The sequence below is a fragment of the Photobacterium damselae genome, from assembly GCF_003026815.1.
GTDB classification, from domain to species: Bacteria; Pseudomonadota; Gammaproteobacteria; order Enterobacterales; family Vibrionaceae; genus Photobacterium; species Photobacterium damselae.
Window position 1 is genome coordinate 398896 of record NZ_PYOG01000001.1, and the last position, 25643, is coordinate 424538.

The following is a 25643-nucleotide window of genomic DNA, read 5'->3' on the forward strand; positions in this document are numbered from 1 at the left end:
CATTGGCTCTAATCATGAGTAAGTGCTTTGACGTCCCACCCTTGATTAAGCATGGTAATCATCTCACTAACATGGATCAGGGCACACATTTTTTCTTTAACCATACCAGCAAGCCAAGGCCGCTTTCCTGCTTGCTCTCGCCACTGGATATCGGTTGATAATAAGGTTTGAGTACCATGCAATTGATCACAAGCCAATCCCCACCGACTCTCACCTAACATCACGATATATTGATAATTTTCCAGATAGTCATCATTACGAAGTTTATCGGACATTACCCAACGAGCGGTATCGACCACATCCAATTGTAATGATGGCGAACTCTGTAAACCTAAATACCACTTAGGGCGACCTAATAAATGATTCAGTTCGCCTAAGCGGTGAATTCCACCTAGCTGCTCTAATGCAACAGCAAACATAACACCGTTCACTTCAAAAAACAGAGCCTGAAAAGAAGATGAGGTAAATTGCCCCTGCCATTCATTTATCGGCGCACTTGCCTCTAATACGAGCGCTTGATGTTCAGTCTCAACATCAGCAAAGAGTGCATCATCACGCTCTAAAACCGGCAATGTTTCAGCAATCGGCTCGGCACTACTATCACTGAAATCTGCAAGTATTTCAGGTTCTACAATTGAGACAACCAATGCATCGCGGTTCTCTTCTAACTCTGGTTCAATAGCCGGTTCGATAGTGAGCTCAATAGCGGGCTCAGAATGGACATCAGCCAATGAAACCCAATGTTCATCTTGCTGCTGCGACCACGTATCTAATAATTGCTGTAATTGCAGCTGGCTCTCAGATACAGGTTCAGCCAAGATCGGCTCTGCAAATACCGATTCTGTCAATATAGGTTCTGCATACTTTGGCTCAATATGAATCTGTGAACGAGAACATTTAATTAAGGTATCGGTATCAAGCCACTTTTCTTTAGAGGCTAAATGGGTTGACTCAGAATCGGCTGTGATATCTTGAGCGTTATCACAGATATCAGTATCTTCACAGTCCTTACTAATGTCAGCCGTAGTCTCTAATGGATAATGTTCGAAAGTAGACACCTTAGAACCAGGATCTTCAAAATCAAGAGTTTCAGAGTCAGGAGACTTTGAATCAAAATCCTCTGAACTTGGTTCATCCCATAATTCTTCAACAAGCAAATCACTAAAATAGTCATTTAAAGCTTGTTCACTTGATAGCGGTTTATTTGCCATGTTCCAATCGCTCTAAATGGTTAAGCAACGTTTTATAGGCAAAGACTCCACGACAACTTTTGGCATACAGCGATGGTGGCATGTGGCGCAAACTGGCATCTCGAAATTTGGTATCAATCGGTACGGCAGAAGCCCACACTTGTTCAGGATAGCGCTCTTTAAGCTCTTGTAACGTTTGTAATGAAGCGTTCGTTCGTCTGTCGTACATGGTAGGAACAACACAAACGTTAAAACCAGCAGGGCGAGAACGTTGCATAATATCGAGTGTACGCATCATTCTCTCCAGCCCTTTCATGGCAAGAAACTCAGTTTGAACCGGAATCAAAATACGGTCACTGGCTGCCAATGCGTTAACCATCATCACCCCTAAAATAGGTGGACAGTCAATCAAGACATAATCGTAATCTTGCGCAAGGCTATTAAGGGCTTTTTTAACCACTAACCCCATACCACTTCGATTACCCAATACTCGATCCAATGTTGCCAGCGACATATGAGCAGGAATGATATCGATGTTTGGATAATCGGTATGGAGTATCAGCGGTTTGACTCGATCTCGGGTGATCTCGGGTAACTGAAACAGATCAAAAAGACTGGCCGTCACCGCATCGGGATCAAAATTGAGGTAGGTTGTCAGTGACGCATGAGGATCGGTATCAACCAATAATACTCGCTGCTTACGTTCACTTAATAATCCAGCCAAAGTTACGGTTGTCGTGGTTTTACCCACCCCACCTTTTTGGTTGGCGATACTCCAAACTATCAAAAAATCTCTCCCTACTCTAAACCGAGCTCAACTAAAATTCGCTCGGCAATACGATCTAAAGGGAGATCTTCGCTCGAAATGCCAGCTTTAGCAACTGCTTGAGGCATACCATAGACTACACAGCTCTCTTCATCTTGAGCCCAGATAGTCGAACCGTTAGCTTTTAGCATCCGAGCCCCTTCGCGACCATCGGCTCCCATACCTGTTAAAATAATAGAAAGCACTTTATCTTGATAAACCTTGGCTGCTGAACCGAATGTTACATCGACACACGGTTTATAATTCATTCGTTCGCCGCCATCAAGAATACGCAAACGTCCAGCGCCCACTCGGCCATCGACCATCATCTGCATACCACCAGGAGCTAGATACGCTTTACCTGGCTGTAAAATGTCACCATCTTGCGCCTCTTTAACGCTGATCTTGCACAGATTATCTAAGCGAGCAGCAAACGCAGGGGTAAATGTTGAAGGCATATGTTGAATCAGCACAATCGGTAATGGAAAACGTGCAGGCAACTTGGTCAAAATTTTCTGTAGAGCAACCGGTCCTCCTGTTGAAGTACCTATTGCAACCAACTGATATTTTTTACCTGACGCTTTAAAACGCATCATCGGCTTATTCGCACTGACAGGTACTGAGTGCTCCGTAATGTGAGGCTTTGCCACTTGTACACGAGCTGAATTTGCAGATGCTGTTGCTGCCACGGTTGGCTTAGTTGTACGTAAATTGCTATGACTTGTTGAAAGTGCTGAACTCGAAATATGAGAACGAGCCGTATCGCTTAAACGTGTCGTCGCAGATGTACGAGACGTATGAACTAAACCTGACGTCAGTGTTGAGCTTACTGGTCGACGCATAAAACGGCGCTTATGGGATAATTCCACAATACGTTTTTGCAGGAGTGATACCGCTTCTTCACGGTTACGTGCGATATCCTCAAATTTCTTAGGTAGAAAATCTAATGCGCCTGCATCTAACGCATCAAGGGTCGCTTTGGCTCCCTCATGAGTTAAAGATGAAAACATCAAAATAGGGGTAGGAGCCACTTTCATGATTTCTCGAACCGCAGTAATGCCATCCATAACAGGCATTTCGATATCCATAGTGATCACATCAGGATGCAGTTGACGCGTCTGCGCAATGGCTTCTTTACCATTTGCAGCACTACCTATAACTTCTAACTTTGGATCGGCACTGATGATTTCGCTTACTCTGCGACGAAAAAAGCTTGAGTCATCTACGACTAATACTTTGATAGCCATGACGATATTCCCCTTTTTAATTGTTATTAGCGCCACAGTCTCCTATGGCGCTATTTGTTGGCGGGTGTCCCGTCTTACTTACGACCTGCGTAGTGTTTTAGCAGGTTAGGTACATCCAAAATCAATGCAATATGACCATCACTGGTGATAGTCGCCCCAGCCATACCCGGGGTGCCTTGCAATAATTCATCTAATGGCTTTATCACCACTTCTTCTTGACCAACTAAGGTATCGACTACAAAACCGATCCGTTGATGACCAATTTGGACAATCACAACATGACCATGATCGCGATCTTTATGCTCGGTATAATAACGAGGGGCTAACCAATCTTGGAGATAAAACAGAGGTACGGCTTTATCTCGCACTATGGTCGTTAACTGTCCATCAACGATATTGGTTTTACGTAAATCAAGATGGAAAATCTCATTAACACTAGCCAGTGGCAACGCAAAAGGTTGATCAGCGACACCGACCATCAAGGTTGGCAAGATAGCTAAGGTTAACGGTACTTTAATCTCAATACGCGTTCCTTTACCCATGGCAGAATCGATATGGATTGAGCCATTTAATTGGCTGATGGCTGTTTTTACCACATCCATACCCACACCACGACCAGAGATATCAGAGATCTCTTTCTTCGTCGAGAAACCCGGTGCGAAAATCAAATTATAAGCTTCATTGTCGGTTAAACGAGAAGCAGCATCACTGTCCATAATGCCACGCTCAACCGCAATGGCTCGCAATTTATTGGCATCCATTCCGTTACCATCATCTTCAATGGTTAACAGAATATGATCCCCTTCTTGCGAGGCTGACAGTAACACAGTACCGGTTCTTGGTTTACCAATTCTTTCTCGAACTTCCGGCATCTCAATACCGTGATCCACTGAGTTTCTCACCAAGTGAACCAGAGGATCGGCTAAAGCTTCTACCAGGTTCTTATCCAGATCGGTCTCTTCACCTTGCATCTCAAGCACAATGTCTTTTTTCAGATGACGAGCAAGATCTCGAACCACACGCGGGAAACGGCCAAAAACTTTCTTAATTGGCTGCATGCGCGTTTTCATTACCGCACCTTGCAGATCAGCGGTAACAACATCTAAGTTAGCGACCGCTTTTGACATCTCTTCATCGTTACTGTTTAGCCCTAAGCTCACTAACCGATTGCGAACTAAGACTAACTCACCGACCATGTTCATAATGGTATCTAACGTTGAAGTATCAACTCGTACAGTAGTTTCAGCAGTAGGTTTACTGATCGCTTTCTCTTTTACCGCCGTTTCACGAACCGCAACAGGTTCTGCTGTTCTAATAGGAGCGACAACAGGTGTTGGTTGTGACTCTGAACGTTCAGATGAACTCACCGGTTGACTAACAGGTGCGGGCTCATCTTTCTGATCATTCATTTCTGCCACAGAACACGTTGCAGCTTCTAACTCTTGTGCTGAAGGCCCTTTACCTATGCCATGAAGTTGATCGAGTAAACGTTCAAACTCATCGTCACTCATCAACTCTTCATCGCCCGATGTCACTTCTGCTGCTGTCTGTTCATTAGCAGAATCAGCAACAATCGATGATTCTGTACCTGCAACGTTATCTTCATGACTGCTTGGGCCTTTTCCAGAACCATGCAACTCATCCAATAAGCGTTCAAATTCATCATCGGTAATATCGTTACTGTCAGATTCGATGTGTAAACGTACCACATCGCTCGGTTGAGTTGATGTCGATGCAGAATTTGATACAGGCGCTGAGGATTGTGTCGCGGATGATCCTTCATTTACAGAAGGGCCTTTTCCCACGCCATGTAACTCATCGAGTAAACGTTCAAATTCATCTTGCGTGATATCATCAACACTTGAGCCAGAGGTCACGGGTTGATCCTCTTGATGAGATGATGCACTGGCGGGTACATCCACCACCACAATCTCAGGTTCAGGTTCTACCACAGGAGTCACCACAATTGGCTCAGCCACAGAAGCATCGCCCGGTTGACTAAAACGATGCAATGCTGCAAGTAAACTTGGGTCAGCTTGTTCTAACGGTTCACGATCTTGTACCAAAGCAAACATCACATTAATGGTGTCTAATGCTTGTAAGATGACATCCATCAATTCAGATGTTACGTGACGTTTACCGGTACGGAGCAGGTCAAAGACATTTTCAGCACCGTGACAAACATCAACCAACTCAGTTAATGATAAAAATCCAGCCCCGCCTTTTACGGTATGAAAACCGCGAAAGATAGCATTGAGTAACTCGGAATTCTCAGGACTGCGTTCGAGTTCAACAAGCTGCTCAGAAAGCAACTCAAGAATTTCTCCTGCTTCAATCAAAAAGTCTTGCAGGATATCTTCATCTAAATCAAAGCTCATAATGTCCCCTTAAAATCCAAGACTGGAGAGTAAATCATCAACATCATCTTGGCTCGACATAACATTGTCATGCTTTTCTGTGTTAACAATCGGTCCTTCAGCACGCAATGCCCGCTCAACTTGTTGAGCTTCTGACATTGGTCCTTGTTCTTCTAAACCAAAGGCTTTCAATATTTCAATTAATCGCTCTTCAACTTCTTGAACTAACGCAATCACTCGACGGATAATCTGTCCCGTTAAGTCTTGAAAATCTTGCGCCATTAATATTTCAGTCAGTTGAGAACGAACTTCACTGCTGTCACCCTCGACCTGCATCAGCAACTTATCGATGTCGTGGCACAATAACTTAAACTCCGCTAAGTTAATTTCTCCATCCATCAAACGTTGCCATTGCGGGCGAACTTGCAATAAAGTTTCATGTAATTGGTCTGCAATCGGTAAAAGACTTTCGACGGCATCCATGGTTTTGTTGGCAGCTGCTTCTGTCTTATCAATAACGAAAGACAAGCGATCGCGAGCATCTGGGATCTCGTTGGTCGCCAGATCATTTAAACGCGGATCTAACCTAAAATGAGTTAAAGAGTCGTGCAGTTGTCGGGTGATCTTACCAACTTCTTCATACATAGGTTCTCGCGTTTCTGCGATGATCATCTGCATAAGAGCGTTGGCTTCAGTTTGTTGTCCATCCTCTAACAAACAAACGAGCTGTTTTGCTTGATCAAGTGTAATCATTATTGTCATTACCCTATTAACATCTGACGACCAGATTTACTGCATACGCTCGAAAATCTTTTCTAATTTTTCTATTAATGTAGCGGCAGTAAAGGGCTTAACAATATAACCATTTACCCCAGCTTGCGCAGCTTCAATGATCTGCTCGCGTTTTGCTTCTGCAGTAATCATCAGTACAGGTAAATGTTTTAAACTGTCATCCGCTCGGATATGGCGAAGTAAATCAATCCCTTGCATTCCAGGCATGTTCCAGTCGGTAATAACAAAGTCAAAATCGCCACGCTTTAACATAGGTAAGGCGGTTACTCCATCATCAGCTTCTTGAGTATTATTAAAGCCAAGATCTCGCAGTAAGTTCTTCACGATTCGACGCATTGTTGAGAAGTCATCAACAATGAGGATTTTCATATTTTTATTCAAAGTTGCCTCCACTGAGGTCACAGTGTTTTGCTAAAGTAAATAGTTAATTTTGCCAAGCTTTTAGTTTGGCTTTTAAACGCTGCATTGCTTGGGTATGAATCTGACAAATGCGAGATTCACTCACCCCAATTACTGCACCAATCTCTTTTAGGTTTAACTCTTCATCATAATAAAGCGATAAAACCAGAGCCTCTCTTTCCGGTAGCGTTTTGATCGCTTCTGCCAACGCTTGGCGGAAACTATCATCAACAACTCCCTGAAAAGGTAGATTTTCTTCTAATAATTCATCATTCGCAACCGCATCTTCAGAGATACCGAGATCATCGATACCAACTAAACGACCACAATTTACATCGTTAAGAGCTTGATGATATTGTTCCAGCGACATCTCTAAGTGCTCAGCAACCTCATGGTCATTAGGATCTCGCCCTAATTCATGCTCAAGTTGGGCCATTGCTTCACTGATTCGGCGACTGTTTTTGTAAACAGAGCGCGGAACCCAATCTCCACGACGAATATCATCCAACATAGCACCACGGATACGAATTCCGGCAAAGGTCTCAAAACTCGCACCTTTGGTCGGATCATAATTTTGCTGTGCTTCAAGCAAGCCGATCATGCCCGCTTGAATTAAATCTTCGATCAAAATATTCGGTGGTAAACGCGCCATCAAATGGTGAGCAATCCGTTTAACCAACGATGAGTGACGGGCAATAAAAGCTTGTGGACTTTCTTGATAGCGCCCGTAAGTTAGCGCTCTATTCACAAGCACATTCCCCTTCTAGGCTTCTTTTTACCAGTAATCTCTCAACGAAAAACTCAAGATGACCACCTGGATTACTTGCGCTCGGCCAAGTTGTTGCTTTGGTTGCTAACGAGTTTAACGCCAAACTGGCAGGGCTTCGTGGGTAAGCCTCTACCACCAGTTTTTGACATCTTACCGCTTGACGTACTGCATCATCTAGTGGGATACATGCCACCAATTCTAAGTTAGCGTCCAAAAAGCGCTCAGTGACTCGGGTTAACTTAGTATACAGATCGCGCCCTTCACGATAACTGCGCACCATATTTGCGACAATTTTAAAACGCTGAACCCCATAATCTCGGTTTAGCACTTTAATCAGAGCATACGCATCGGTAATTGAGGTCGGTTCATCACACACCACAACTAAAACATCTTGTGAGGCACGGGCAAAGCTTAAGACCATATCAGAGATACCTGCTGCGGTATCGATCAGCAATACATCGACCTCATCTTGTAAACTACTGAAAGCTCGAATAAGCCCTGAGTGCTGCATCGGGTCTAATTCAGCCATATTGCGAGTACCCGAAGATGCTGGAATAATCTTAATTCCGTATGGCCCCTCGACAATAATGTCTTGTAAATCACACAAGCTAGCCATCACATGAGAAAGATTACGGCCAATTCGAATACCTAACATAACATCAATATTAGCCAGGCCGAGATCGGCATCAAAGACCATCACTCGCTTACCTTGCTTAGCCATTGAAATCGCCATATTTAAGGTAATATTGGTTTTACCAACCCCGCCTTTACCGCCAGTTACAGCAATCACTTTGGTCGAGGGAATCTGAGTTAAACGGCGCAGGCCGCTAGCTTGATCGTACATTGCGTTCTCAATCATAAAAATCTGCCGCCTTTTGCTCAAGACGATCACTAGACCAGAAGTGAGGTCGTTGGTTAAGCTCTTGCTCCAACAACTCATTTGCTCGTGCGACTAAAAACTTACCCGTCGCTACTTTGATATCTTCGGGAACTCGCTGCCCATCGGCAAGATAAGCAATCGGTAATGCATTTTGGATAGTGACCGCAATCACCTCACCTAAACTTAAAGACTCATCCAATTTGGTTAAGACGCAACCTGATAATGGGATACGACGAAAATGTTCAATGGTCTCTTGCATCACTCGACGCTGAGCCGTTGCTGGCATCACCAATAGGCTACGAATATGAGCCCCACTGTTTTGCATTAGGGTATCAAGCTGTTCTGACAAACGAATATCACGCTGACCCATACCTGCTGTATCCAGTAATACTAAGCGGCGATGACGTAACTGATGTAATATATCGGCAAGTTCTTCCGCATCTTTAGCAACTCTTACCGGACAGCCGATAATTCGACCATATGTTGCCAATTGTTCGTGTGCACCAATACGAAAAGTATCGGTTGTTACAAGGGCGATTTGCTCTGGACCAAACTCCATGGCAGCTCGTGCAGCAAGCTTGGCAATCGTCGTTGTTTTACCTACTCCGGTTGGACCTAACAGCGCTACCACACCACCAGATTCCAATACATTTTCTTTGATGGTTTGGATTTGATCGGATAATAAATCGAGTAATGCTGGCCATGCTTGATGCGGTGGTAGCTCTTCTGGAATATAACTGGCGAGTTGGTCAGCCAATTCATCAGATAAGCCCATCTTTTCCAAACGCTTAACCATCATTGCCCGCATCGGCTCGCGGCGTTCTACTTCTTGCCACATTAATCCTGACAGTTGATGCTCTAACAAGTAACGAATAGAGGCTAACTCAGAGCGCATAGTCTCTATATCATCAAACTGATGGGAAGATTTTGCTTCATAACGAGAAGGGTCCAAGCGCGGTTTAGCTGGACGCTGACTATAATTAGGCTTAGCTCGATTCCCAACATGCAGCTCACGTTCATATTGACTGGATGATGGACGTTGATAATCACCAATATCTAATGAATGCTTCTGAGCTCGAAAATCATAACCTTGTGACTGAGCCGAAGCATCATGACGAGATGATAAAGAGTGACGCTGAAACTCACGCGGTTCATCATGATAGCTGTGTTCTGATTCTTGCTGGCGGTGCTTTGACTGACGTTGCAACAAAGCAGTTAGCGAATCTTCTTGGCGCTCATCACCGTTTGGTTGAGATTCTGCATAATTTTGCAGCACATTAGCAAAACGACTCGATGGCGCACTTTGTTGTAACTGAACATGATCGTCTGCTAATTTACGTTTAGCTTGGCCAAAGCCATAAGCCAGTTCATCACGTGCAGATTGCATTGCTGATGATTTCATCGGTTCTGGATGACTATCCGGATCCACTGCCGCAACAATTTCAACGCCGCCAGTCACTTTTTTATTCGACATGATCACCGCATCAGAACCGAGCTCTTCTTTGACCTCGTTAAGTGCAGTACGCATATCTTTGGCAAAAAAACGTTTAATTTTCACTCGTATCTTCCCGTTTGATAACGCTGTAAATAACCAACATTAATGACCGACCGCGTTGACGATACGGATCTGTTTTTCATCAGGCACTTCTTGATAAGAAAGAACGCGTAGTGTTGGAATGGTATTTTTTACAAATTTTGCAAGAGTGGAACGCAATACCCCAGATGTAAGCAGTACTGCAGGTTCCCCTTTAAATTCTTGTTGCTGAGTTGCATCGGCTAAAGATTGCTGCAAACGTTCAGCTAAGCCTGGTTCAATTCCTGTCGATTCTCCCCCAGCAGATTGCATCGTCTTATGCAATATCTGTTCCAGTTCAGGCACTAGAGTAATCACAGGTAATTCTGCCTCTACCCCATTGATATCTTGACAGATTAGTCGTTTCAATCCGATTCGAACGGCTGCGGTCAATATGTCAGGATCTTGGCTTTTACTGGAGTATTCCGATAGCGTCTGTACGATTGTTCGAATGTCACGAAGCGGAATGGCCTCATTCAATAAGTTTTGCATCACTTTCACGACCACACCCAAAGGTAGCTGATCAGGTACAAAACCGTCGACCAATTTCGGCGTAGATTGGCCCAGCATTTCCAGTAGATTCTGAACTTCTTCATGGCCCAATAAGTGGGCGGCATTGTTGGTTAAGATTTGGCTCAAATGAGTTGCTAGCACAGTCGATGAATCCACCACTGTGTACCCTAATGCCTGAGCATGTTCACGTTGTGACTCTTGAACCCAAACCGCATCCAAACCAAAAGCGGGATCTTTAGTCATTTCACCATCAATATTGCCGTAGACTTGGCCGGGGTTAATTGCCAGTTCCATATTGGGATGAATATTGGCTTCACCGCACGTTACCCCCATCAAGCTAATGCGATAACAGTTGGGCGGTAATTCAAGATTGTCACGAATATGTACCGCAGGAATTAAAAAACCAAAGTCTTGAGAAAGCTTTTTACGTACCCCTTTAATACGTTCAAGCAGCTCACCGCCTTGTTCTTTATCCACCATAGAAATTAAGCGATAGCCAACTTCAAGACCTATCATGTCAACCGGTTGTACATCATCCCATGACAGCTCTTTTGGTGCTTGTTGCGGTGTTAATTCAGCAGGTAACGAAGAAGACGACGATTGGTTATTTTCTATCGCTTGTTTTTCTTTGGTTATACGCCAATAAGCGACAGCACCAATCAGTAATGCCAATAACAAAAATGGAATGTGAGGCATCCCCGGCACAATACCCATCACAAACAAAATGACCCCGGTGATCATTAACGCTTGTGGATTATTAAACATCTGAAAATACAGAGCTTTACCCATATCTTCATCGGTATTTTGTCGTGTTACCATCATTGCTGCTGCAATAGAAAGTAATAACGATGGGATCTGAGCGACTAAGCCATCACCAATGGTCAATAAACTGTAGATAGATGCCGCTTCTGCAAAACCTAATTGGTGCTGCATCATACCTATGATTAAGCCACCAATAATGTTAATAAACAGAATTAAAATACCGGCAATGGCATCCCCTTTTACAAACTTAGAGGCACCGTCCATTGAACCGTAAAAATCCGCTTCTTTGGTCACTTCTGCACGTCGAGTTCGGGCTTGCTCTTGGTCGATTAATCCCGCATTTAAATCGGCATCGATCGCCATCTGTTTACCGGGCATCGCATCTAAGGTAAAACGAGCGCTCACCTCTGAGATACGTCCAGCACCTTTAGTGACAACCATAAAGTTAATGATCATCAAAATAACGAAGACCACCAAACCAACCGCGTAGTTACCACCAATCACCACCGAGCCAAAGGCATCAATAACTTGACCCGCTGCATCAGAGCCTTCATGGCCGTGCAACAAAACCACTCGCGTAGAAGCCACGTTAAGCGCCAAACGAAGCAGTGTTGCAATCAACAAGACAGTTGGAAAGGCGGCAAAATCCAATGGTCGTCGGGTATAAATAGTAACTAATAACACCACAAGAGCTAATGCGATATTAAAGGTGAATGCCATATCCAATAGCAATGGCGGCATTGGCAATACCACCATAGCTAAGGTTGCCAACACAAGTACAGGGGCACCTATCGCGGGCATGGATTGCAAACGATCAAATGGCAGCTTATTGGTAAACGGAACGGACAGTTTCATTCAGTAAATAAAATAACAATAAAAGGGAAAGACCAATCGAAGGGAACCATAGCAGACAGGGCATAGTGCAATCCTGTGGCCACGATTTTGCTTCAACGCTACAAAGCTGTTTTTATAGCAAAAATCATGCCTAAAAATACGTCACTATTTTGACAGCTATCTTATTGATATTTCACTAACTTAAATGAAATTATTTTTGTGAGGCATATCGCAACTTTTCTATATTTACTTCCATTTTATAAATATCTAGTGGCGAAGTTCTGTTGGGATCTGCTCAGAATCAGGCGATAGTTTCGGTTTTTGTCCTTTCCCTCGACGATATTGTTTTAACTGGAAGACATAAGCTAATACCTGAGCCACCGCAATAAAGAGACCGTCAGGAATTTGTTGTTCTAGCTCGGTAGTATGATAAATCGCACGCGCTAACGGAGGTACAGGAACAATATCAATATTATGTTCCTTGGCAATTTCCCGAATTTTAAATGCAGTATGATCGACCCCTTTGGCTATCACTACGGGCGCACTATCCAGTTTTGGATCATACCGTAAGGCAACAGAATAATGCTCAGGGTTGGTAATAATCACATCCGCTTGAGGAACATCAGCCATCATACGGCGCTGAGCCATTTCACGTTGAAGCATACGAATACGTCCTTTAACTTCAGGCTTACCTTCAGTCTCTTTATATTCGTCTTTAATCTCTTGCTTGGTCATTTTTAATTGCTGATTAAATTGATAAATCTGAAATGGCACATCTATCGCAACAACCACTAATAACGAACAACTGATCAACAAAATAAAATGCAATAAAGTACTTAACGCATGATAAATATTGTTGGGATAACTCTCTTGAGCTAACTGGAAAAAATCATCCAAACTGTCATACATCAAGTAATAGGCAACACCTGAGACCAGTCCCACTTTTAAAATGGATTTGATCAATTCAACCCAGCTTTGCATCCCAAACATGCGCTTAAAGCCACTTAACGGGTTCATTTTTGATAATTTAGGCATCGCCGCTTCTGAAGAAAAGCGAACTCCACCTAACCCGGCAGCGCCAATAAAGGCCGCCACAAAAAGAAAAACCAGTACGAGCGTTAAAGGAGCTGCAATTCCCCAGATCACCTCAGAAATCACCGTTGACATTGCACCGAGATCAAACACTTCTTCTCGGGTCAAAGAAAATAGACGTGACATTACCGCAGCTAACGCCTGACCAAGCGAGCCACCAAACCACATTAACCCCACCGCACCAGCAATCAGTACGGCAACCGAAGCCAATTCACGAGAACGCGGAACCTGCCCTTTTTCTTGGGCCTGTTGCCGCCTTCGGGGCGTGGCGTCTTCGGTACGTTCTTGATCGTCAGAATCAGCCATAATAACCCTTAGCTATTCTTGTCATACTCATCAATTCCAACGATATATAAATACAGTTCAACGTTAATTCTCTAGCAGTTTAATCGCACCAAATCACACATCTTATCTAGGCCAAACTGCCAATATTGTTCATAGTGAGGAAGCAGCCCCCTCACCACAAACCAGCTGATCACAAAACCTATTAACAGCGCAAAAGAGAAACCTAATGAGAAAATATTTAATTGTGGAGCCGCTCGCGTCATGACACCAAACGAGAGGTTGACCGTTAAGAGCGCAATAATCCCCGCTAGAGCCATACTTAACGCCATCTTAAACATATGACCAAACCACAATGCCAGTTGGTAATAATCTTGCCCGTTGAACATAGCCTTTCCGATTGGCAAAGTAGTAAAGCTTTTTACTATCAGCTCTAACATCTCTAAATGGCCATCGGTCATCAAAAATAAAATAATGGCTAAAAACAGATAAAGCTGACCTAACACTGGGGTGTTTTGACCGTTTGCAGGATCGACCATAGATGCGAAACCCAAGCTCGATTGCATAGCGAGGATTTGCCCTAGTAAAACAAAGGATTGAGTAATAAATTGTGTCACAAGACCAATGGCAGCACCTATAACAATCTGCTGGGTAGTAATAATGAAACCATGCAGAGAGAGTAAAGCAATATCTTGGGGAACTTGGGGTAATACCGGCACGACCGCGAATGTGATGGTTAATGCTAAATAGAGTCGAATCTTAGCCGAAACAAAGCGCGCACCAAAAAACGTCATCGTCATCATCATGGAAGAGATACGAATAAACGCCCACATATAGTTGGCTAACCAATCCAGTAAAATTGCAGAGGTGTAGTGCATAACGAACCTTGGTTAATACAACAAGTTCGGTATCTGCTCGATGATCTGATGAAAATAATCCATCAACATCCGAGTCATCATATGACCAAAAAACATTAACGCAAGCAAAGTGGCAATTAAGCGAGGCAGAAAACTTAATGTCTGTTCGTTAATCGAGGTTGCCGCCTGAAACACCGCAACGACCAAGCCCACAATAAGCCCCGGAATGACAATGGCACAAACCATAATCAAGACCATATAGAGGGCTTGCTGAAATATATCGACAAAAGCTTCTGGCGTCATACGGCAAAACTCCCTGCAAGCGTTGATAAAATCAGGTTCCAACCATCAACCAACACAAATAGCATTAACTTAAACGGCAACGAAACAATCATAGGTGAGAGCATCATCATACCCATTGCCATCAATACTGACGCCACCACAAGGTCAATAACTAAGAAAGGCAAAAACAGCATAAAACCTATCTGGAATGCCGTTTTTAATTCCGAAGTAATAAACGCTGGGATGAGAACAGTCATTGGGACTTGTTGCGGATCAGAAACCTTAGCCCCTGAGATATTGACAAAGGTTTCAAGATCCTTAACCCGCGTCTGTTTAAGCATAAACTCTCTCATCGGCACTTTGGCTTTCTCTAACGCTTGCGGTGCTGTGATCTGCTCATTAATATAAGGCTGTACCGCCTGAGCATTAATTCGATCCAAAACAGGAGACATCACAAAGAAAGTCAAAAACAGAGCAATACCAATAATCACCTGATTAGATGGTGTTTGTTGGAGACCTAACGCTTGACGCAAAATCGACATCACCACCACAATGCGGGTAAAGGATGTCATTAAAATCACAATGGCAGGCAAAAAACCTAAAGCGGTCATTAAAGCCAGAATCTGCAATGTGACCGAATAATCTTCACTGCCATCAGGATTTACGGTTACTGAAACCGCAGGTATTCCTGTGCTGCCTTTTTGGGTGCTTAAAAATGGGACGCTTTGACTTAAACTATCAACTGCTGTTGCAGACGACGTATTGGCAAGAGCGTTAAAAGAGCAAAAACCCAAAAGTGCAAACATCAGCACTATTACGATGTTACGACTTATCATGTTTATTTAAAAATGCGTTTAATTGACTAGCAAAATCACTCCCTGCGACCTTATCTAAGGTGACAGGGTGCTCTAACTTTGTCAGCAGTGAAATATTATGAGCGGTAATACCAACGAGAACCTGTTCTTGCCCAACTTGCACTAATGCGATTCGCTCTTTGGTGCCAACCGCCAGTTGTGAGACAATTTGTAACTCTTGCTGACGACCTTTAAAGCCTGTGACTCGCATTCGTTTTACTAACCACGCTAGCAAGAAAATTAGACCGATAACCAATAATAACGATGCTAGCGTAGTGGCAATATTAAGATCAGGTGCCGTATTCATTAACGTAACTTCTTAATGCGTTCAGTTTGGCTGATCACATCGGTTAAGCGGATACCGAATTTATCATTCACCACTACCACTTCACCATGGGCGATCAATGTGCCATTTACCATCACATCCAACGATTCACCTGCAACCCGATCCAACTCAACAACCGAGCCTTGATTTAGTTGTAGTAAGTTACGGATGCTAATTTGAGTACGTCCTACTTCCATCGAAATGGTTACGGGAATATCTAAAATAGAGTCCAGTTTACGACGCTCATCATCACTAACAGGTGCACTATCGTCAGTTAACTCTTCAAGAGGTGCAGGTTGTACTTGAGCTTCTTGCTCTGCCAATGCTGCCGCCCACTCATCTGCCATTTGTTGATCATTTTGAGACATAAGAAATCCTAGTATTAATCGTTATCTGCCACAGCTGCTAAGGTACGAGTTAATGCATCTCGCTCAAGAAAGGCTAACTCAGTCTTCACCATATCCGGGCGCTTTAATTTTTCTGAAATTTTTAATGCGACGTTATCACCTGAGCGGCCCATTTTAGCGCGATAGGTTGGTAAGTCTTCCACAAACACTGTGGCTGTATCAGGCATATCAACCGGAATAATATCCCCAACTTGCAACTCCATTAGATCGCGCAAAGTCAGATCCACATCGAGTAATTTAGCGCGAATATTCACAGGAATATCCATGATCTCTTCACGCAGTGCTCGACTCCAACGTACGTCCGTATCCATCTTGTCACTTTGCACGCCAGCATCGAGTAATTCTCGAATCGGTTCAACCATGGAGTAAGGCATTACCACATGAAAATCACCGCCACCACCGTCTAGTTCTATATGGAAAGAACTCACTACGATCACTTCCGTCGGGCTAACAATGTTGGCCATGGTTGGGTTTACTTCTGAGTCTAAATATTCAAACTCAACTCCCATAACCGGAGACCAAGCTTCGCGATAATCTTCAAACACCAGCTTTAAGAGCATTTGAATAATACGCCGCTCAGTTGGGGTAAATTCACGCCCTTCAATTTTTGCGTGGAATCGACCATCACCACCGAAGAAGTTTTCCACCAAAATAAAGATCAAACGCGCTTCCATTGTGACTAAAGCGGTACCCTTTAATGGCCGAAAACGCACCATATTCAAACTGGTTGGCACATATAACGTATTTTGGTATTCACCAAACTTCATCATTTGTACCCCATTGATCGAGACTTCTGCCGTTTTGCGCAGCATATTAAATAAGCTGATCCGCATATGACGAGCAAAGCGCTCATTAATCAATTCAAGGGTGGGCATCCGACCGCGAACAATGCGATCTTGAGATGAGAAGTCAAAGGTAATAACACCCGTTTCACTGCTGTTTGATTCAGGGCCGTCGTCTACATCACCGACCCCATGCAGTAAGGCATCTATTTCATCTTGGGTTAATAAATCACTCACACTATACCTACTGCATTACAAATCCGGTAAAGAGTACCCGCTCCACTACAGGTGCTCCTGTCACTTTTTCCATGCTCGACTGCACTGCCGTAAGAGCTCGCTGGCGGAGCTCTGTCCTACCATAAGCCGTACGTAAATCTTCCACAGTTGCAGCACTAAAATTCTGTAATAACGTACTTTCTAGTAAGGGGATATTTTGATTGGTCAAGGTTTCACTCTCTGCCCCACGAACCATCAATTGTACTCGAATTTGCACAACTCGATCACGAGGATCGCCGGTGACATTAAACGTAAAAGGCTGCGGCATAACAACATAATAAATAGGAGACTGAACCTTTGCGCTTTTCTCCTGCTGTTGATGCTCAACATCTAATACTTGATTACCAAAGGTAAACCATGCTGTACAGCCACCAGCGGCTAATAAGGTAATAACCCCTAAAATAATAAAAAGTTTCTTTTTTCCATTAGCCATAAAATTTATGTCTCTCTTTTATTGTTATTTATCGTTATGCGTAGTAATCAACTCGGTCAGAAGAGGTCGTAACATACCCCTCAATAATAGTTCCATCATCGTGACCATCATGAGAACCATCGCTGTGGCCACCAGAGCCAAACGCAGACGAATCTTGACCACTTTGTTGATTAAAGTGTTGCGAAAACTGCTGATTAGTCTCTTGATGAACAGAACTTTGAGCCAACTGCATTCCTTGCTGCAACAATAACTCTCGCAGTCTTGGCATAGCTTGATCAATCAGATCGCGAGTCTGTTGATGGGCAACTTGAAATTGAATCGAAGCTTGGTTGTCATCATGAAGGGACAGTTTAATCTGCATGCGGCCCAACTCAGGAGGATCGAGGCGAATATCAATCTGCTTAAGGTTTTTCGCCGCCATCATCTGCACTTTATCCGCCAGTTGATCGCCGGATTGCTCTTTGGTTAATAACAGTGGTGGCTGATTATTTAGAGAAGTGTCCTGACGATTTCCCAGCAAGGATGATGCTGACGATGCACCATTTTGATGAGCAGATAGTGACTGTAATGCCGCTTGTGCTGATGCCTCTTTGCTGTCAGTAGCATGGCTCTGATCCAGTAATGACTGGGTATGAGCTTGAGATAATGCCGCCGAATGATTGATGCCCGCTTTTACGGCATCACCTTGAGGCAAGAGTTCTGCTTTCGATGCCAATAGCGCGTTTTGCCCATGAACGGATTTGTTTTGCTGCGACTCTAATAACTCTTTGGTCGATTCTTTACCACCTGATACCGTAGTTTTAAATTCATGTGAATCAAGCTCTGTGTCGATAGAACGATGATGCTTAAGTTCCACCTCATCAGTAGAGGCTAACTTACTTGCAAGTAGAACTTTATCACCGTTGGCATTTCGAGTAGCCGTCGACGTTGAAGCTGCTATCGTATCAGTATCAATTCTTGTGGTTAATGGCGCTGTTGTATCATGTGCTGTTCCAACATCTGTACTAACCGATTCTGTATCCAGTTTTACATCTTGTTGGTCAGTAAGCTCTTTTTTAGAGCGTAGTTGACCATGTAATTGACCATGGGACTGCTGCAGCTGTTGTAGAGCATCGCCCCCGTCTTCCGTACTAACCGATTCTGTATCTAGCTTTGCATCTTGTTGGTCAGTAAACACTTCTTTAGAGTGCAGTTGACCATGTAATTGACCATGGGACTGCTGCAGCTGTTGTAGAACATCGCCCCCGTCTTCAGTACTAACTGATTCTGTACCAAATTTTGCATCTTGTTGATCAGTAAGCACTTTTTTAGAACGTAGTTGACTATTTAATTGACTATGGGACTGCTGTAGTTGTTGTAAAACATCAAGACCTTCATCCATAGACTGAGCAACCGTCTGAGGATCAGAGCTCTCTTCAATAGATGATGGTGATACAGATAATGACGAGGTTTGTGATTTTTCTCCAACTTCATCAGGAGCTAATAAAGCTTGAGAGTCATCACTAGCTGCAGATTTCGTTGTAGTATTTTTACTTAACAGGACAGCACTAGGAGCTTGGCTTTCAATTGATACCTCATCGGAAGAAATCGCTGCTTTCGCCCCCTCTTTTTTAAACGGTTCTTTTTTTAATGCCTCTTCGCCGCCAAGTTCATACTTTAATTGGGATTTGGTTTTAAGCTGAGTATCAGATGTATCATCCATAGCAGAATGCAGGGATACTGCAAACTGAGCCTCTTCACCACGACTGGCAGGATCTGTTGGCTCATTGCGAGTTGTCGCTGTAGAGCCTGTATGAGACTTAGCATTAACTTGAGATAATAGATGGGACAATTGCATAACGTCTTTCTCTTTCCTACTCTCGAACTCGAATACCCAAATTCTTGACTATGACAAAACCAAAGCACAGACGAATGCAAAAATTAAACCAATATTGAAAATTTCTAAAATATGTAGAAAAACAGAGGGTAAGTCGTGATTATTATCACACTAACCAGCCTATTAACGGATAGTTTTTATACTATCGACTAACGCCCAGAAGCTTGCATTCTTCGCGCAAACTGTAATGTGGCAAATTCATCCATCATTTTTTGCTCTTGCTTATCTAACCACATTTGTCGCTCACGCTGTTTTTTCTCTATCAACCATTCAATAGAACGGCGCTTTTTCTGCATCTCTAGCCAATGTTGTTGACAGTCGGTTATCTGCTGTTCAAAATGCGAACCAATGCTTTTCTGCTTTGCCAAGGTTTCATCAAGCTGGGTTAAAAACTTCTGTAAATGGTTATAAGAGCTGGCAGTTAAGCCTTGCAACCCTCGTTCTGACAGCTGAGTGCAGTAATCCAGTCGATATTGTTCTATTTGGGCCAATTGCTGCAGGTAATTTTCTCGTTCTAGATGGGCATGATTTAAGGCTAATTGAGCTTGGTGCTCTTGTTCTTTTGCTTGTTCTAAAATTAAGCTAAGAGAATTATTCGACATACAGCAGCAAATCCTTAATCGTCATTAATTTGACTAGTTAAGTTAATGACAGGTTACGCATTAGACGTTTTTCTGACTACTAAACAGCTCAAAACTAGCTCAGTGTGCTACGAAGCATATTCACACACATTTCATAGGGAACCGATTCTTTCATTCCTTGCTGTAAGAAACCATCTAACCGCGGTTTTAAACTAAAGGCTTGATCAATATTGGGATCCGTTCCTGGTTTATAAGCCCCTATCGCAACCAGGTCTTGGTTCTTACGACAAATAGATAAGATCTGCCGTACCGCTTTTGCCATAATCATATGCTCTTCGGTCACAATGGCAGGCATTACACGGCTGACAGAGCGCTCTACATCGATTGCTGGGTAATGACCCGCATCAGCCATTTCACGAGACAAAACGATATGGCCGTCTAAGATTGCTCGCGAGGCATCTGCAATGGGATCTTGTAAATCATCACCTTCACTTAACACCGTAAAAAAGGCAGTAATAGACCCTTGGTTTTCATCACCATTACCGGCTCGCTCAACCAAGGCAGGGAGTTTTGCAAACACTGAGGGTGGATAACCTTTAGTTGCCGGAGGCTCTCCAACAGAAAGGGCTATTTCACGCTGGGCTTGAGCAAATCGGGTAAGAGAATCCATTAACAAAAGAACATCCTGTCCTTGATCTCGAAAATATTCTGCTATCGTTAACGCTGTTTGACACCCTTTTAAACGCATTAGAGGCGAAGCATCGGCTGGCGCGGCCACAACGACTGAGCGCTGACGCCCTTCTTCACCTAAAATCTCATCAATAAATTCTTTTACTTCTCGGCCTCGCTCACCAATCAAGCCAACCACAACCACTTGTGCTGTGGTACCTCGGGTCATCATGCCAAGAGTGACCGACTTACCGACACCGGATCCAGCAAATAAGCCAATTCGCTGACCTTTACCTACAGTTAAGCAGCCGTTGATAGCTTTTAATCCAACGTCTAACGGTTCTTTTATCGGTTTTCGTTTTAATGGATTGATTGCAGGAGCACTAAAAGAGGCACGGTGCTGGGTATAAATATCACCTAGACCATCAAGTGGATTACCAACGCCATCAATAACTCGACCAAGTAATTCAGGACCTACGGGTAAACCACTCTCTTGTAAAATAGGCGTTACTTTAGCGCTAGGCATCACACCAGTTAACTGCTCGCTGGGCATTAAAAACAGAGTATCACCAGAAAATCCGATCACTTCAGCTTCTAATTCGCCGTTCACCGTTTCTACTTTACATAAACTACCAACAGGTGCACGACAACCAACCGCTTCAAGTGTTAACCCCACTACCCGAGTTAAACGTCCTGATGCAACGGGGCGACACGCCAAACCTTGGGTTGTAAACTTGGCAAGTTCTTGTGCAAGAGTCATTCTGCGATACTCTCTTGATCGAGGTTATTATTCCCAACAAACTGCTGTAGCAAATGACGAATGCGTTGTTCCATACGATAATCTACACTAGCATCACCCGCTCTAACTTGCACATCACCGCGTTGTAATGCTGGCTCTATGGTGAGTTTCCACTTACGTTCAGCAAGATTTTCACTACCATATGCCTCTAGAACTTGCTGGTGATCTTCTGGGTTAAGCGCAATATGTGTCTCTCGCTCAACCACAGGTAAGCTGGCGATAACATCATTAATGGTTTGCAGAATCACTTGAGAATTGGTTTGTACCTCTACCCGAATCAGCTCTCGAGTGAGTGATATTGCCAATTGCAAGACTTGAGCTCGGACTTCTTCGTTCATAACCGCAATAGGCGTAGCGAGATTATCCATCACTAAAGCTAACGCATCCACTTGGGCCGCAATGTGCGTTTGCGCTTGCTCTAAACCCTGAGCGAGACCTTGTTCAACACCTTGCTGCTGACCTAACTGCTGCCCATCTTGCTGTCCTTGACTAAATCCTTCGTCATAACCTGCTTTTCGCCCCTCAGCAAATCCATCATCGTAAGCAGATTGATGGATTTCATCGAGATCTGCCGCCGTTAATGGTGGCGGCGAATCTTCCTCTGGCGCATGATGAGGCTCGGGTTCTGGTACTTGCCGCTGAAGCTCATAATTTAGTGCGTTGTCATGTTGATGTGGCAACTCATCGCTGTAATCGGGAAAACACCAACGTTCTAACACTTCAGCTTGGTCTGAATTTATGCGAACAAAGCCGCGACGACGATCATTATCCATGGGTTACCCTGTTATAAATATTCTTCGGAGCCGCCGCCATTTAGCATAATCTCCCCGGTATCAGCCAAACGACGAGCAATTGCTAGAATTTCTTTTTGTGACGCTTCTACATCGGATACACGAATTGGCCCCATAGCTTCAAGATCTTCACGCAGCATTTCACCAGCGCGTTTTGACATATTGGCAAAAATCTTATCACGCAGTGGATCGTCTGCACCTTTCAGTGCACATTGCAGATGCTCTTGAGGTACATCACGCAGCAAAATCTGAATACTGCGATCATCCATTTCAATCAAATTATCAAACACAAACATCAGGTCTTGAATCTGAACGGCAGTATCTTCGTCATGCTCACGAATTTGATCCATCAAGATACCTTCCATACTGTTATCGAGATAGTTCATAATTTCAGCCGCCGCTTTCAAGCCGCCAATTTTCGCAGCTTGCGCACCAGACTGACCGGCAAACTGTTTCTCCATAATGTCATTAAGTTCGTGGAGCGCTGCAGGTTGAACTTCTTCTAAGTGGGCAATACGCATCATCAGATCCAACCGTACTCGTTCAGGAAACTGGGATAAGATTTCGGCAGATTGTTCTGGCTCAAGATACGATAAAACAATAGTTTGAATCTGAGGGTGTTCATTTTGAATAATGGTGGCCACTTGACGAGGATCCATCCATTTCAATGAATCAAGACCACGGGAGCCACTGCCCATTAAGATTTGATCCACTAAGTTATTGGCTTTATCTTCACCGAGAGCGGCGACAAGAGCATTACGCACAAAGTCTTCACTACCCATACCAATGCTGGTATATTTCTGAATATCTTCCAGAAAATGACGATGCACTGAATTCACTTTCTCTTGGTTTAAATCGGTTATACTCGCCATAGCACCACCGACCCGTTGTACCTGTTTAGGTTCTAGATGGCGAATAATACTAGCAGCATCTTGCTCATTTAAACTCAACAATAAAATCGCTGCTTTTTCAGTACCAGAAAGCTGACTAATATCAAAGCCTTCAGCCGGAGGTGGCGTTACATCATTTGCCATTTTCGCTCATCCAATTTTTAATAACTTGTGCCGCTAAATCGGGCTCATTCGCTACCAATGCGCGAACAGCTTTTAATAGATCTTCATCTCGATGTAAGCTCGGTAATTCAAGCTGACTAGTGCTCAATTCTAACGAATCACCGGCATCTAAATCAGAACCAATTAAAGTGATACCATCCCCATGATGGTTCAACATTGGCACCCCATTTTCGTCTAGAGGGATCCCTTCTGCGGTTTGATTTGGATAGAGCAACTTACGCATCGCTGGGCGAATTAACACAATGATCATCACAATAATCACCAGTGCAGCTGCAATCCAACGGATCCAAGAACTGAAGTTCGGGTTCTCCCAAATTGGTGGATTGGCTAATGCTAATTCTTCAGGTAACGCAAATGGCATCGATATCACTTCAAGGAGATCGCCACGAGCTTGTGAGAAACCAACTCCGCCCATCAATAGACGTCGAATTTTTTCTAGCTCCGCATCGGATACAGGTACGCGAGTAACTTTTCCGGTCTTCGGATCGGTAATATTTTTATAATCCACGGCAACCGATACGGTTTGACGAGCAATGGTGCCAGTCTGAGAACGCTTATGACGAATGGTGGTATCAAGCTCATAATTACGAGTCTCTTCACGATGCACTGAACCATCAGACAAACTTTTACCCGATTGCAAGTCTTTTACATCTTGAGGAATTGCACTATCTGCCGGCGGTTGATTACTTAATGCGCCAGGAATTCCGCCAACTCGATTACTGTTATTAAGATCTTCTAGAATGAACTCACTTCGTGTAGCCGGTTTCGATGGATCAAACTGCTTTTGCGTCTCTTCTAGCGAACTGAAATCCATAGAAACGTCCACTTGTGAAGTGTAATTTCCAAGCCCCAAAATCGGCATTAAGATCGCATCAATTTTCTCCCGTAGGGTTTGTTCCTGCTTGCGCTCTAATTCATACTCTTTACGTTTCGCGGTTGCACTAGGATCTTCGGTACCCGAACTTAACAAACGGCCATGTTGATCGGTCACTGTTACGCGAGTGGGTTTTAATCCTGGTACCGCAGAAGCGACCATATCGACAATAGAGTCCACTTCTTGCTGACCTAATGTTGCTCCTGAAGATAAGGTTAAAAAGACGGTGGCAGAAGCATCTTGATTATTACGAACAAACACACTTTGCTTTGGCAGCGCTAACAAAACCTGAGCTTTGCGCACTTGCTTTATTTGTTCAATTGCACGAGCTAATTGTCGTTCTCGGCTGAGCTTTAACCGCTCTTGCTCTAGCCGCTGAGAAACACCAAAGCCCATGTTTTTTAATAAGATATCATCACCTTGAGCTTCTGGTGCACTCCAACCATCGCGGGCAAGTGTTAACTTAATGGCACTGTATTGATCTGCGGGGACTCGAATGGTATTACCGTCTAATTGATACTCTATTTTTTTCTGATCTAATGCATCTAAGACGGTGATAAGCTCTGATGTTTCATAGTTGCCTAATGGCCGCATTTCAGGCTCTTTGATCCACATCATCACCATAATGATAAGAGAAACACAGATCGCCACCGCAAGCACTAAGATCACCTGACGAAGCAGATCTAAGTTTCCTAAAATACTGTCGGATTTCGAGGCCTTTTTTTCCCCTAGATCCGTATCGGCTGTGTCATTAGATGAGATCAATGCTGCTTGTCCATTATTACCGGGAAGCAACTCTTGATTAGAAAGCGAGTCAGACACGAAATACCATTCCTATCGTTTATAGCTAAATAGTGAGATTAAACAGGCATGTTCATCAGTTCTTTATAAGCTTCTACCATCTTATTTCGAACTTGAACGGTAGCTTCAAAGGCTACGCTGGATTTATTACGAGCAATCATGACATCCGATAAAGAAACGCTGCGGTCACCTTGATCGAAACGTGTGGCAAGATCACTGGACTGCCCTTGCAGATTATTCACAGTCTTTAAGGCATCATTGAGTAAGTTGCCAAAGTTGGCACTCACTTGCTGTCCTGTTGCAGGTTTTACCGTATTTTGAGCTTCCAACCCCATGGCTTGCATTTCAGCTTGTAGTCCATTGATATTCATCGTATGTCTCGTAATGTCATTTTTATGTCGGATTTTATGATCGGCGTTCTACTTGCAAACATAGCGCCAGATTTCTGCCTTAGTCCTTGCTGCAGCA

General features: G+C 43.7%; 25 protein-coding genes. All 25 read right to left on the reverse strand.

What is annotated here, in order from left to right; translation table 11 throughout:
- Window positions 1-8: 8 nt before the first annotated feature.
- Complete coding sequence (locus CTN07_RS01795) at window positions 9-1211, reverse strand: chemotaxis protein CheW (protein WP_005300388.1); 1203 nt, start codon at window positions 1209-1211, stop codon at window positions 9-11.
- Window positions 1201-1977 carry a ParA family protein gene (locus CTN07_RS01800; protein WP_005300390.1) on the reverse strand — a complete coding sequence of 259 codons (777 nt, stop codon included), beginning with the start codon at window positions 1975-1977 and terminating at the stop codon, window positions 1201-1203. Before CTN07_RS01800 ends, CTN07_RS01795 begins: the two co-directional genes overlap by 11 nt.
- Window positions 1978-1988: 11 nt before the next feature.
- Window positions 1989-3242 carry a protein-glutamate methylesterase/protein-glutamine glutaminase gene (locus CTN07_RS01805; protein ID WP_005300393.1) on the reverse strand — a complete coding sequence of 418 codons (1254 nt, stop codon included), beginning with the start codon at window positions 3240-3242 and terminating at the stop codon, window positions 1989-1991.
- A 74-nt stretch (window positions 3243-3316) separates the two neighbouring features.
- Window positions 3317-5620: a chemotaxis protein CheA gene (locus CTN07_RS01810; protein ID WP_005300396.1), complete on the reverse strand. Its 2304-nt coding sequence runs from the start codon at window positions 5618-5620 to the stop codon at window positions 3317-3319.
- 9 nt (window positions 5621-5629) lie between these two features.
- Entirely contained in the window at window positions 5630-6352 is a 723-nt protein-coding gene (locus CTN07_RS01815; protein ID WP_005300399.1) for a protein phosphatase CheZ, read from the reverse strand.
- A gap of 36 nt (window positions 6353-6388) precedes the next feature.
- The gene (gene cheY / locus CTN07_RS01820; RefSeq protein ID WP_036764228.1) at window positions 6389-6760 is read right to left on the reverse strand and encodes a chemotaxis response regulator CheY; all 372 of its coding nucleotides are present in this window, start codon (window positions 6758-6760) and stop codon (window positions 6389-6391) included.
- A gap of 55 nt (window positions 6761-6815) precedes the next feature.
- The gene (locus tag CTN07_RS01825; protein ID WP_005300404.1) at window positions 6816-7538 is read right to left on the reverse strand and encodes an RNA polymerase sigma factor FliA; all 723 of its coding nucleotides are present in this window, start codon (window positions 7536-7538) and stop codon (window positions 6816-6818) included.
- The gene (locus CTN07_RS01830; protein WP_005300407.1) at window positions 7531-8418 is read right to left on the reverse strand and encodes a MinD/ParA family protein; all 888 of its coding nucleotides are present in this window, start codon (window positions 8416-8418) and stop codon (window positions 7531-7533) included. The genes CTN07_RS01825 and CTN07_RS01830 overlap by 8 nt, the downstream gene beginning before the upstream one ends.
- A complete protein-coding gene (flhF, locus tag CTN07_RS01835) occupies window positions 8411-9997 on the reverse strand; it encodes a flagellar biosynthesis GTPase FlhF (protein WP_005300410.1) in 1587 nt (528 codons plus the stop codon). Before flhF ends, CTN07_RS01830 begins: the two co-directional genes overlap by 8 nt.
- A gap of 39 nt (window positions 9998-10036) precedes the next feature.
- Window positions 10037-12142, reverse strand: coding sequence for a flagellar biosynthesis protein FlhA (gene flhA / locus CTN07_RS01840; RefSeq protein WP_005300413.1), 2106 nt, complete (start codon window positions 12140-12142; stop codon window positions 10037-10039).
- 246 nt (window positions 12143-12388) lie between these two features.
- Entirely contained in the window at window positions 12389-13519 is a 1131-nt protein-coding gene (gene flhB, locus CTN07_RS01845) for a flagellar biosynthesis protein FlhB (RefSeq protein ID WP_005300415.1), read from the reverse strand.
- A gap of 71 nt (window positions 13520-13590) precedes the next feature.
- Entirely contained in the window at window positions 13591-14373 is a 783-nt protein-coding gene (fliR, locus tag CTN07_RS01850) for a flagellar biosynthetic protein FliR (RefSeq protein ID WP_005300418.1), read from the reverse strand.
- A gap of 12 nt (window positions 14374-14385) precedes the next feature.
- Window positions 14386-14655: a flagellar biosynthesis protein FliQ gene (gene fliQ, locus CTN07_RS01855; protein ID WP_036764231.1), complete on the reverse strand. Its 270-nt coding sequence runs from the start codon at window positions 14653-14655 to the stop codon at window positions 14386-14388.
- On the reverse strand, window positions 14652-15440 hold the full coding sequence (fliP, locus tag CTN07_RS01860; RefSeq protein ID WP_085999124.1) for a flagellar type III secretion system pore protein FliP: 789 nt from the start codon (window positions 15438-15440) through the stop codon (window positions 14652-14654). Before fliP ends, fliQ begins: the two co-directional genes overlap by 4 nt.
- A gap of 16 nt (window positions 15441-15456) precedes the next feature.
- Window positions 15457-15795: a flagellar biosynthetic protein FliO gene (fliO, locus tag CTN07_RS01865; protein WP_036764233.1), complete on the reverse strand. Its 339-nt coding sequence runs from the start codon at window positions 15793-15795 to the stop codon at window positions 15457-15459.
- Window positions 15795-16181, reverse strand: coding sequence for a flagellar motor switch protein FliN (fliN, locus tag CTN07_RS01870; RefSeq protein ID WP_005300423.1), 387 nt, complete (start codon window positions 16179-16181; stop codon window positions 15795-15797). The genes fliO and fliN overlap by 1 nt, the downstream gene beginning before the upstream one ends.
- Before the next feature lie 14 nt (window positions 16182-16195).
- Window positions 16196-17239: a flagellar motor switch protein FliM gene (gene fliM / locus CTN07_RS01875; RefSeq protein ID WP_005300426.1), complete on the reverse strand. Its 1044-nt coding sequence runs from the start codon at window positions 17237-17239 to the stop codon at window positions 16196-16198.
- A 7-nt stretch (window positions 17240-17246) separates the two neighbouring features.
- The gene (gene fliL / locus CTN07_RS01880; protein ID WP_036764235.1) at window positions 17247-17711 is read right to left on the reverse strand and encodes a flagellar basal body-associated protein FliL; all 465 of its coding nucleotides are present in this window, start codon (window positions 17709-17711) and stop codon (window positions 17247-17249) included.
- A gap of 34 nt (window positions 17712-17745) precedes the next feature.
- Entirely contained in the window at window positions 17746-19548 is a 1803-nt protein-coding gene (locus tag CTN07_RS01885; RefSeq protein WP_005300429.1) for a flagellar hook-length control protein FliK, read from the reverse strand.
- Window positions 19549-19736: 188 nt separating this feature from the next.
- Window positions 19737-20189 (reverse strand): flagellar export protein FliJ, encoded by a 453-nt coding sequence (gene fliJ / locus CTN07_RS01890; protein WP_036764237.1) that lies wholly within the window; start codon window positions 20187-20189, stop codon window positions 19737-19739.
- A 94-nt stretch (window positions 20190-20283) separates the two neighbouring features.
- Entirely contained in the window at window positions 20284-21597 is a 1314-nt protein-coding gene (gene fliI / locus CTN07_RS01895) for a flagellar protein export ATPase FliI (RefSeq protein WP_005300432.1), read from the reverse strand.
- Window positions 21594-22409 (reverse strand): flagellar assembly protein FliH, encoded by an 816-nt coding sequence (fliH, locus tag CTN07_RS01900; RefSeq protein WP_005300435.1) that lies wholly within the window; start codon window positions 22407-22409, stop codon window positions 21594-21596. The genes fliI and fliH overlap by 4 nt, the downstream gene beginning before the upstream one ends.
- An 11-nt stretch (window positions 22410-22420) precedes the next feature.
- The gene (fliG, locus tag CTN07_RS01905) at window positions 22421-23461 is read right to left on the reverse strand and encodes a flagellar motor switch protein FliG (protein WP_036764239.1); all 1041 of its coding nucleotides are present in this window, start codon (window positions 23459-23461) and stop codon (window positions 22421-22423) included.
- Window positions 23451-25196 (reverse strand): flagellar basal-body MS-ring/collar protein FliF, encoded by a 1746-nt coding sequence (gene fliF, locus CTN07_RS01910; protein WP_005300444.1) that lies wholly within the window; start codon window positions 25194-25196, stop codon window positions 23451-23453. The genes fliG and fliF overlap by 11 nt, the downstream gene beginning before the upstream one ends.
- A gap of 38 nt (window positions 25197-25234) precedes the next feature.
- The gene (gene fliE, locus CTN07_RS01915; RefSeq protein WP_036764241.1) at window positions 25235-25546 is read right to left on the reverse strand and encodes a flagellar hook-basal body complex protein FliE; all 312 of its coding nucleotides are present in this window, start codon (window positions 25544-25546) and stop codon (window positions 25235-25237) included.
- Window positions 25547-25643 lie beyond the last annotated feature (97 nt).

What these genes read in the sequence shown, in the direction of transcription:
- CTN07_RS01795 (WP_005300388.1), bottom strand. Translation starts at nt 1,211, where the DNA reads ATGGCAAATAAACCGCTATCAAGTGAACAAGCTTTAAATGACTATTTT.
- CTN07_RS01805 (WP_005300393.1), bottom strand. Translation starts at nt 3,242, where the DNA reads ATGGCTATCAAAGTATTAGTCGTAGATGACTCAAGCTTTTTTCGTCGC.
- CTN07_RS01810 (WP_005300396.1), bottom strand. Translation starts at nt 5,620, where the DNA reads ATGAGCTTTGATTTAGATGAAGATATCCTGCAAGACTTTTTGATTGAA.
- CTN07_RS01815 (WP_005300399.1), bottom strand. Translation starts at nt 6,352, where the DNA reads ATGATTACACTTGATCAAGCAAAACAGCTCGTTTGTTTGTTAGAGGAT.
- cheY (WP_036764228.1), bottom strand. Translation starts at nt 6,760, where the DNA reads ATGAAAATCCTCATTGTTGATGACTTCTCAACAATGCGTCGAATCGTG.
- CTN07_RS01830 (WP_005300407.1), bottom strand. Translation starts at nt 8,418, where the DNA reads ATGATTGAGAACGCAATGTACGATCAAGCTAGCGGCCTGCGCCGTTTA.
- flhA (WP_005300413.1), bottom strand. Translation starts at nt 12,142, where the DNA reads ATGAAACTGTCCGTTCCGTTTACCAATAAGCTGCCATTTGATCGTTTG.
- flhB (WP_005300415.1), bottom strand. Translation starts at nt 13,519, where the DNA reads ATGGCTGATTCTGACGATCAAGAACGTACCGAAGACGCCACGCCCCGA.
- fliR (WP_005300418.1), bottom strand. Translation starts at nt 14,373, where the DNA reads ATGCACTACACCTCTGCAATTTTACTGGATTGGTTAGCCAACTATATG.
- fliQ (WP_036764231.1), bottom strand. Translation starts at nt 14,655, where the DNA reads ATGACGCCAGAAGCTTTTGTCGATATATTTCAGCAAGCCCTCTATATG.
- fliP (WP_085999124.1), bottom strand. Translation starts at nt 15,440, where the DNA reads ATGTTTGCACTTTTGGGTTTTTGCTCTTTTAACGCTCTTGCCAATACG.
- fliO (WP_036764233.1), bottom strand. Translation starts at nt 15,795, where the DNA reads ATGAATACGGCACCTGATCTTAATATTGCCACTACGCTAGCATCGTTA.
- fliN (WP_005300423.1), bottom strand. Translation starts at nt 16,181, where the DNA reads ATGTCTCAAAATGATCAACAAATGGCAGATGAGTGGGCGGCAGCATTG.
- fliL (WP_036764235.1), bottom strand. Translation starts at nt 17,711, where the DNA reads ATGGCTAATGGAAAAAAGAAACTTTTTATTATTTTAGGGGTTATTACC.
- CTN07_RS01885 (WP_005300429.1), bottom strand. Translation starts at nt 19,548, where the DNA reads ATGCAATTGTCCCATCTATTATCTCAAGTTAATGCTAAGTCTCATACA.
- fliJ (WP_036764237.1), bottom strand. Translation starts at nt 20,189, where the DNA reads ATGTCGAATAATTCTCTTAGCTTAATTTTAGAACAAGCAAAAGAACAA.
- fliI (WP_005300432.1), bottom strand. Translation starts at nt 21,597, where the DNA reads ATGACTCTTGCACAAGAACTTGCCAAGTTTACAACCCAAGGTTTGGCG.
- fliH (WP_005300435.1), bottom strand. Translation starts at nt 22,409, where the DNA reads ATGGATAATGATCGTCGTCGCGGCTTTGTTCGCATAAATTCAGACCAA.
- fliG (WP_036764239.1), bottom strand. Translation starts at nt 23,461, where the DNA reads ATGGCAAATGATGTAACGCCACCTCCGGCTGAAGGCTTTGATATTAGT.
- fliE (WP_036764241.1), bottom strand. Translation starts at nt 25,546, where the DNA reads ATGAATATCAATGGACTACAAGCTGAAATGCAAGCCATGGGGTTGGAA.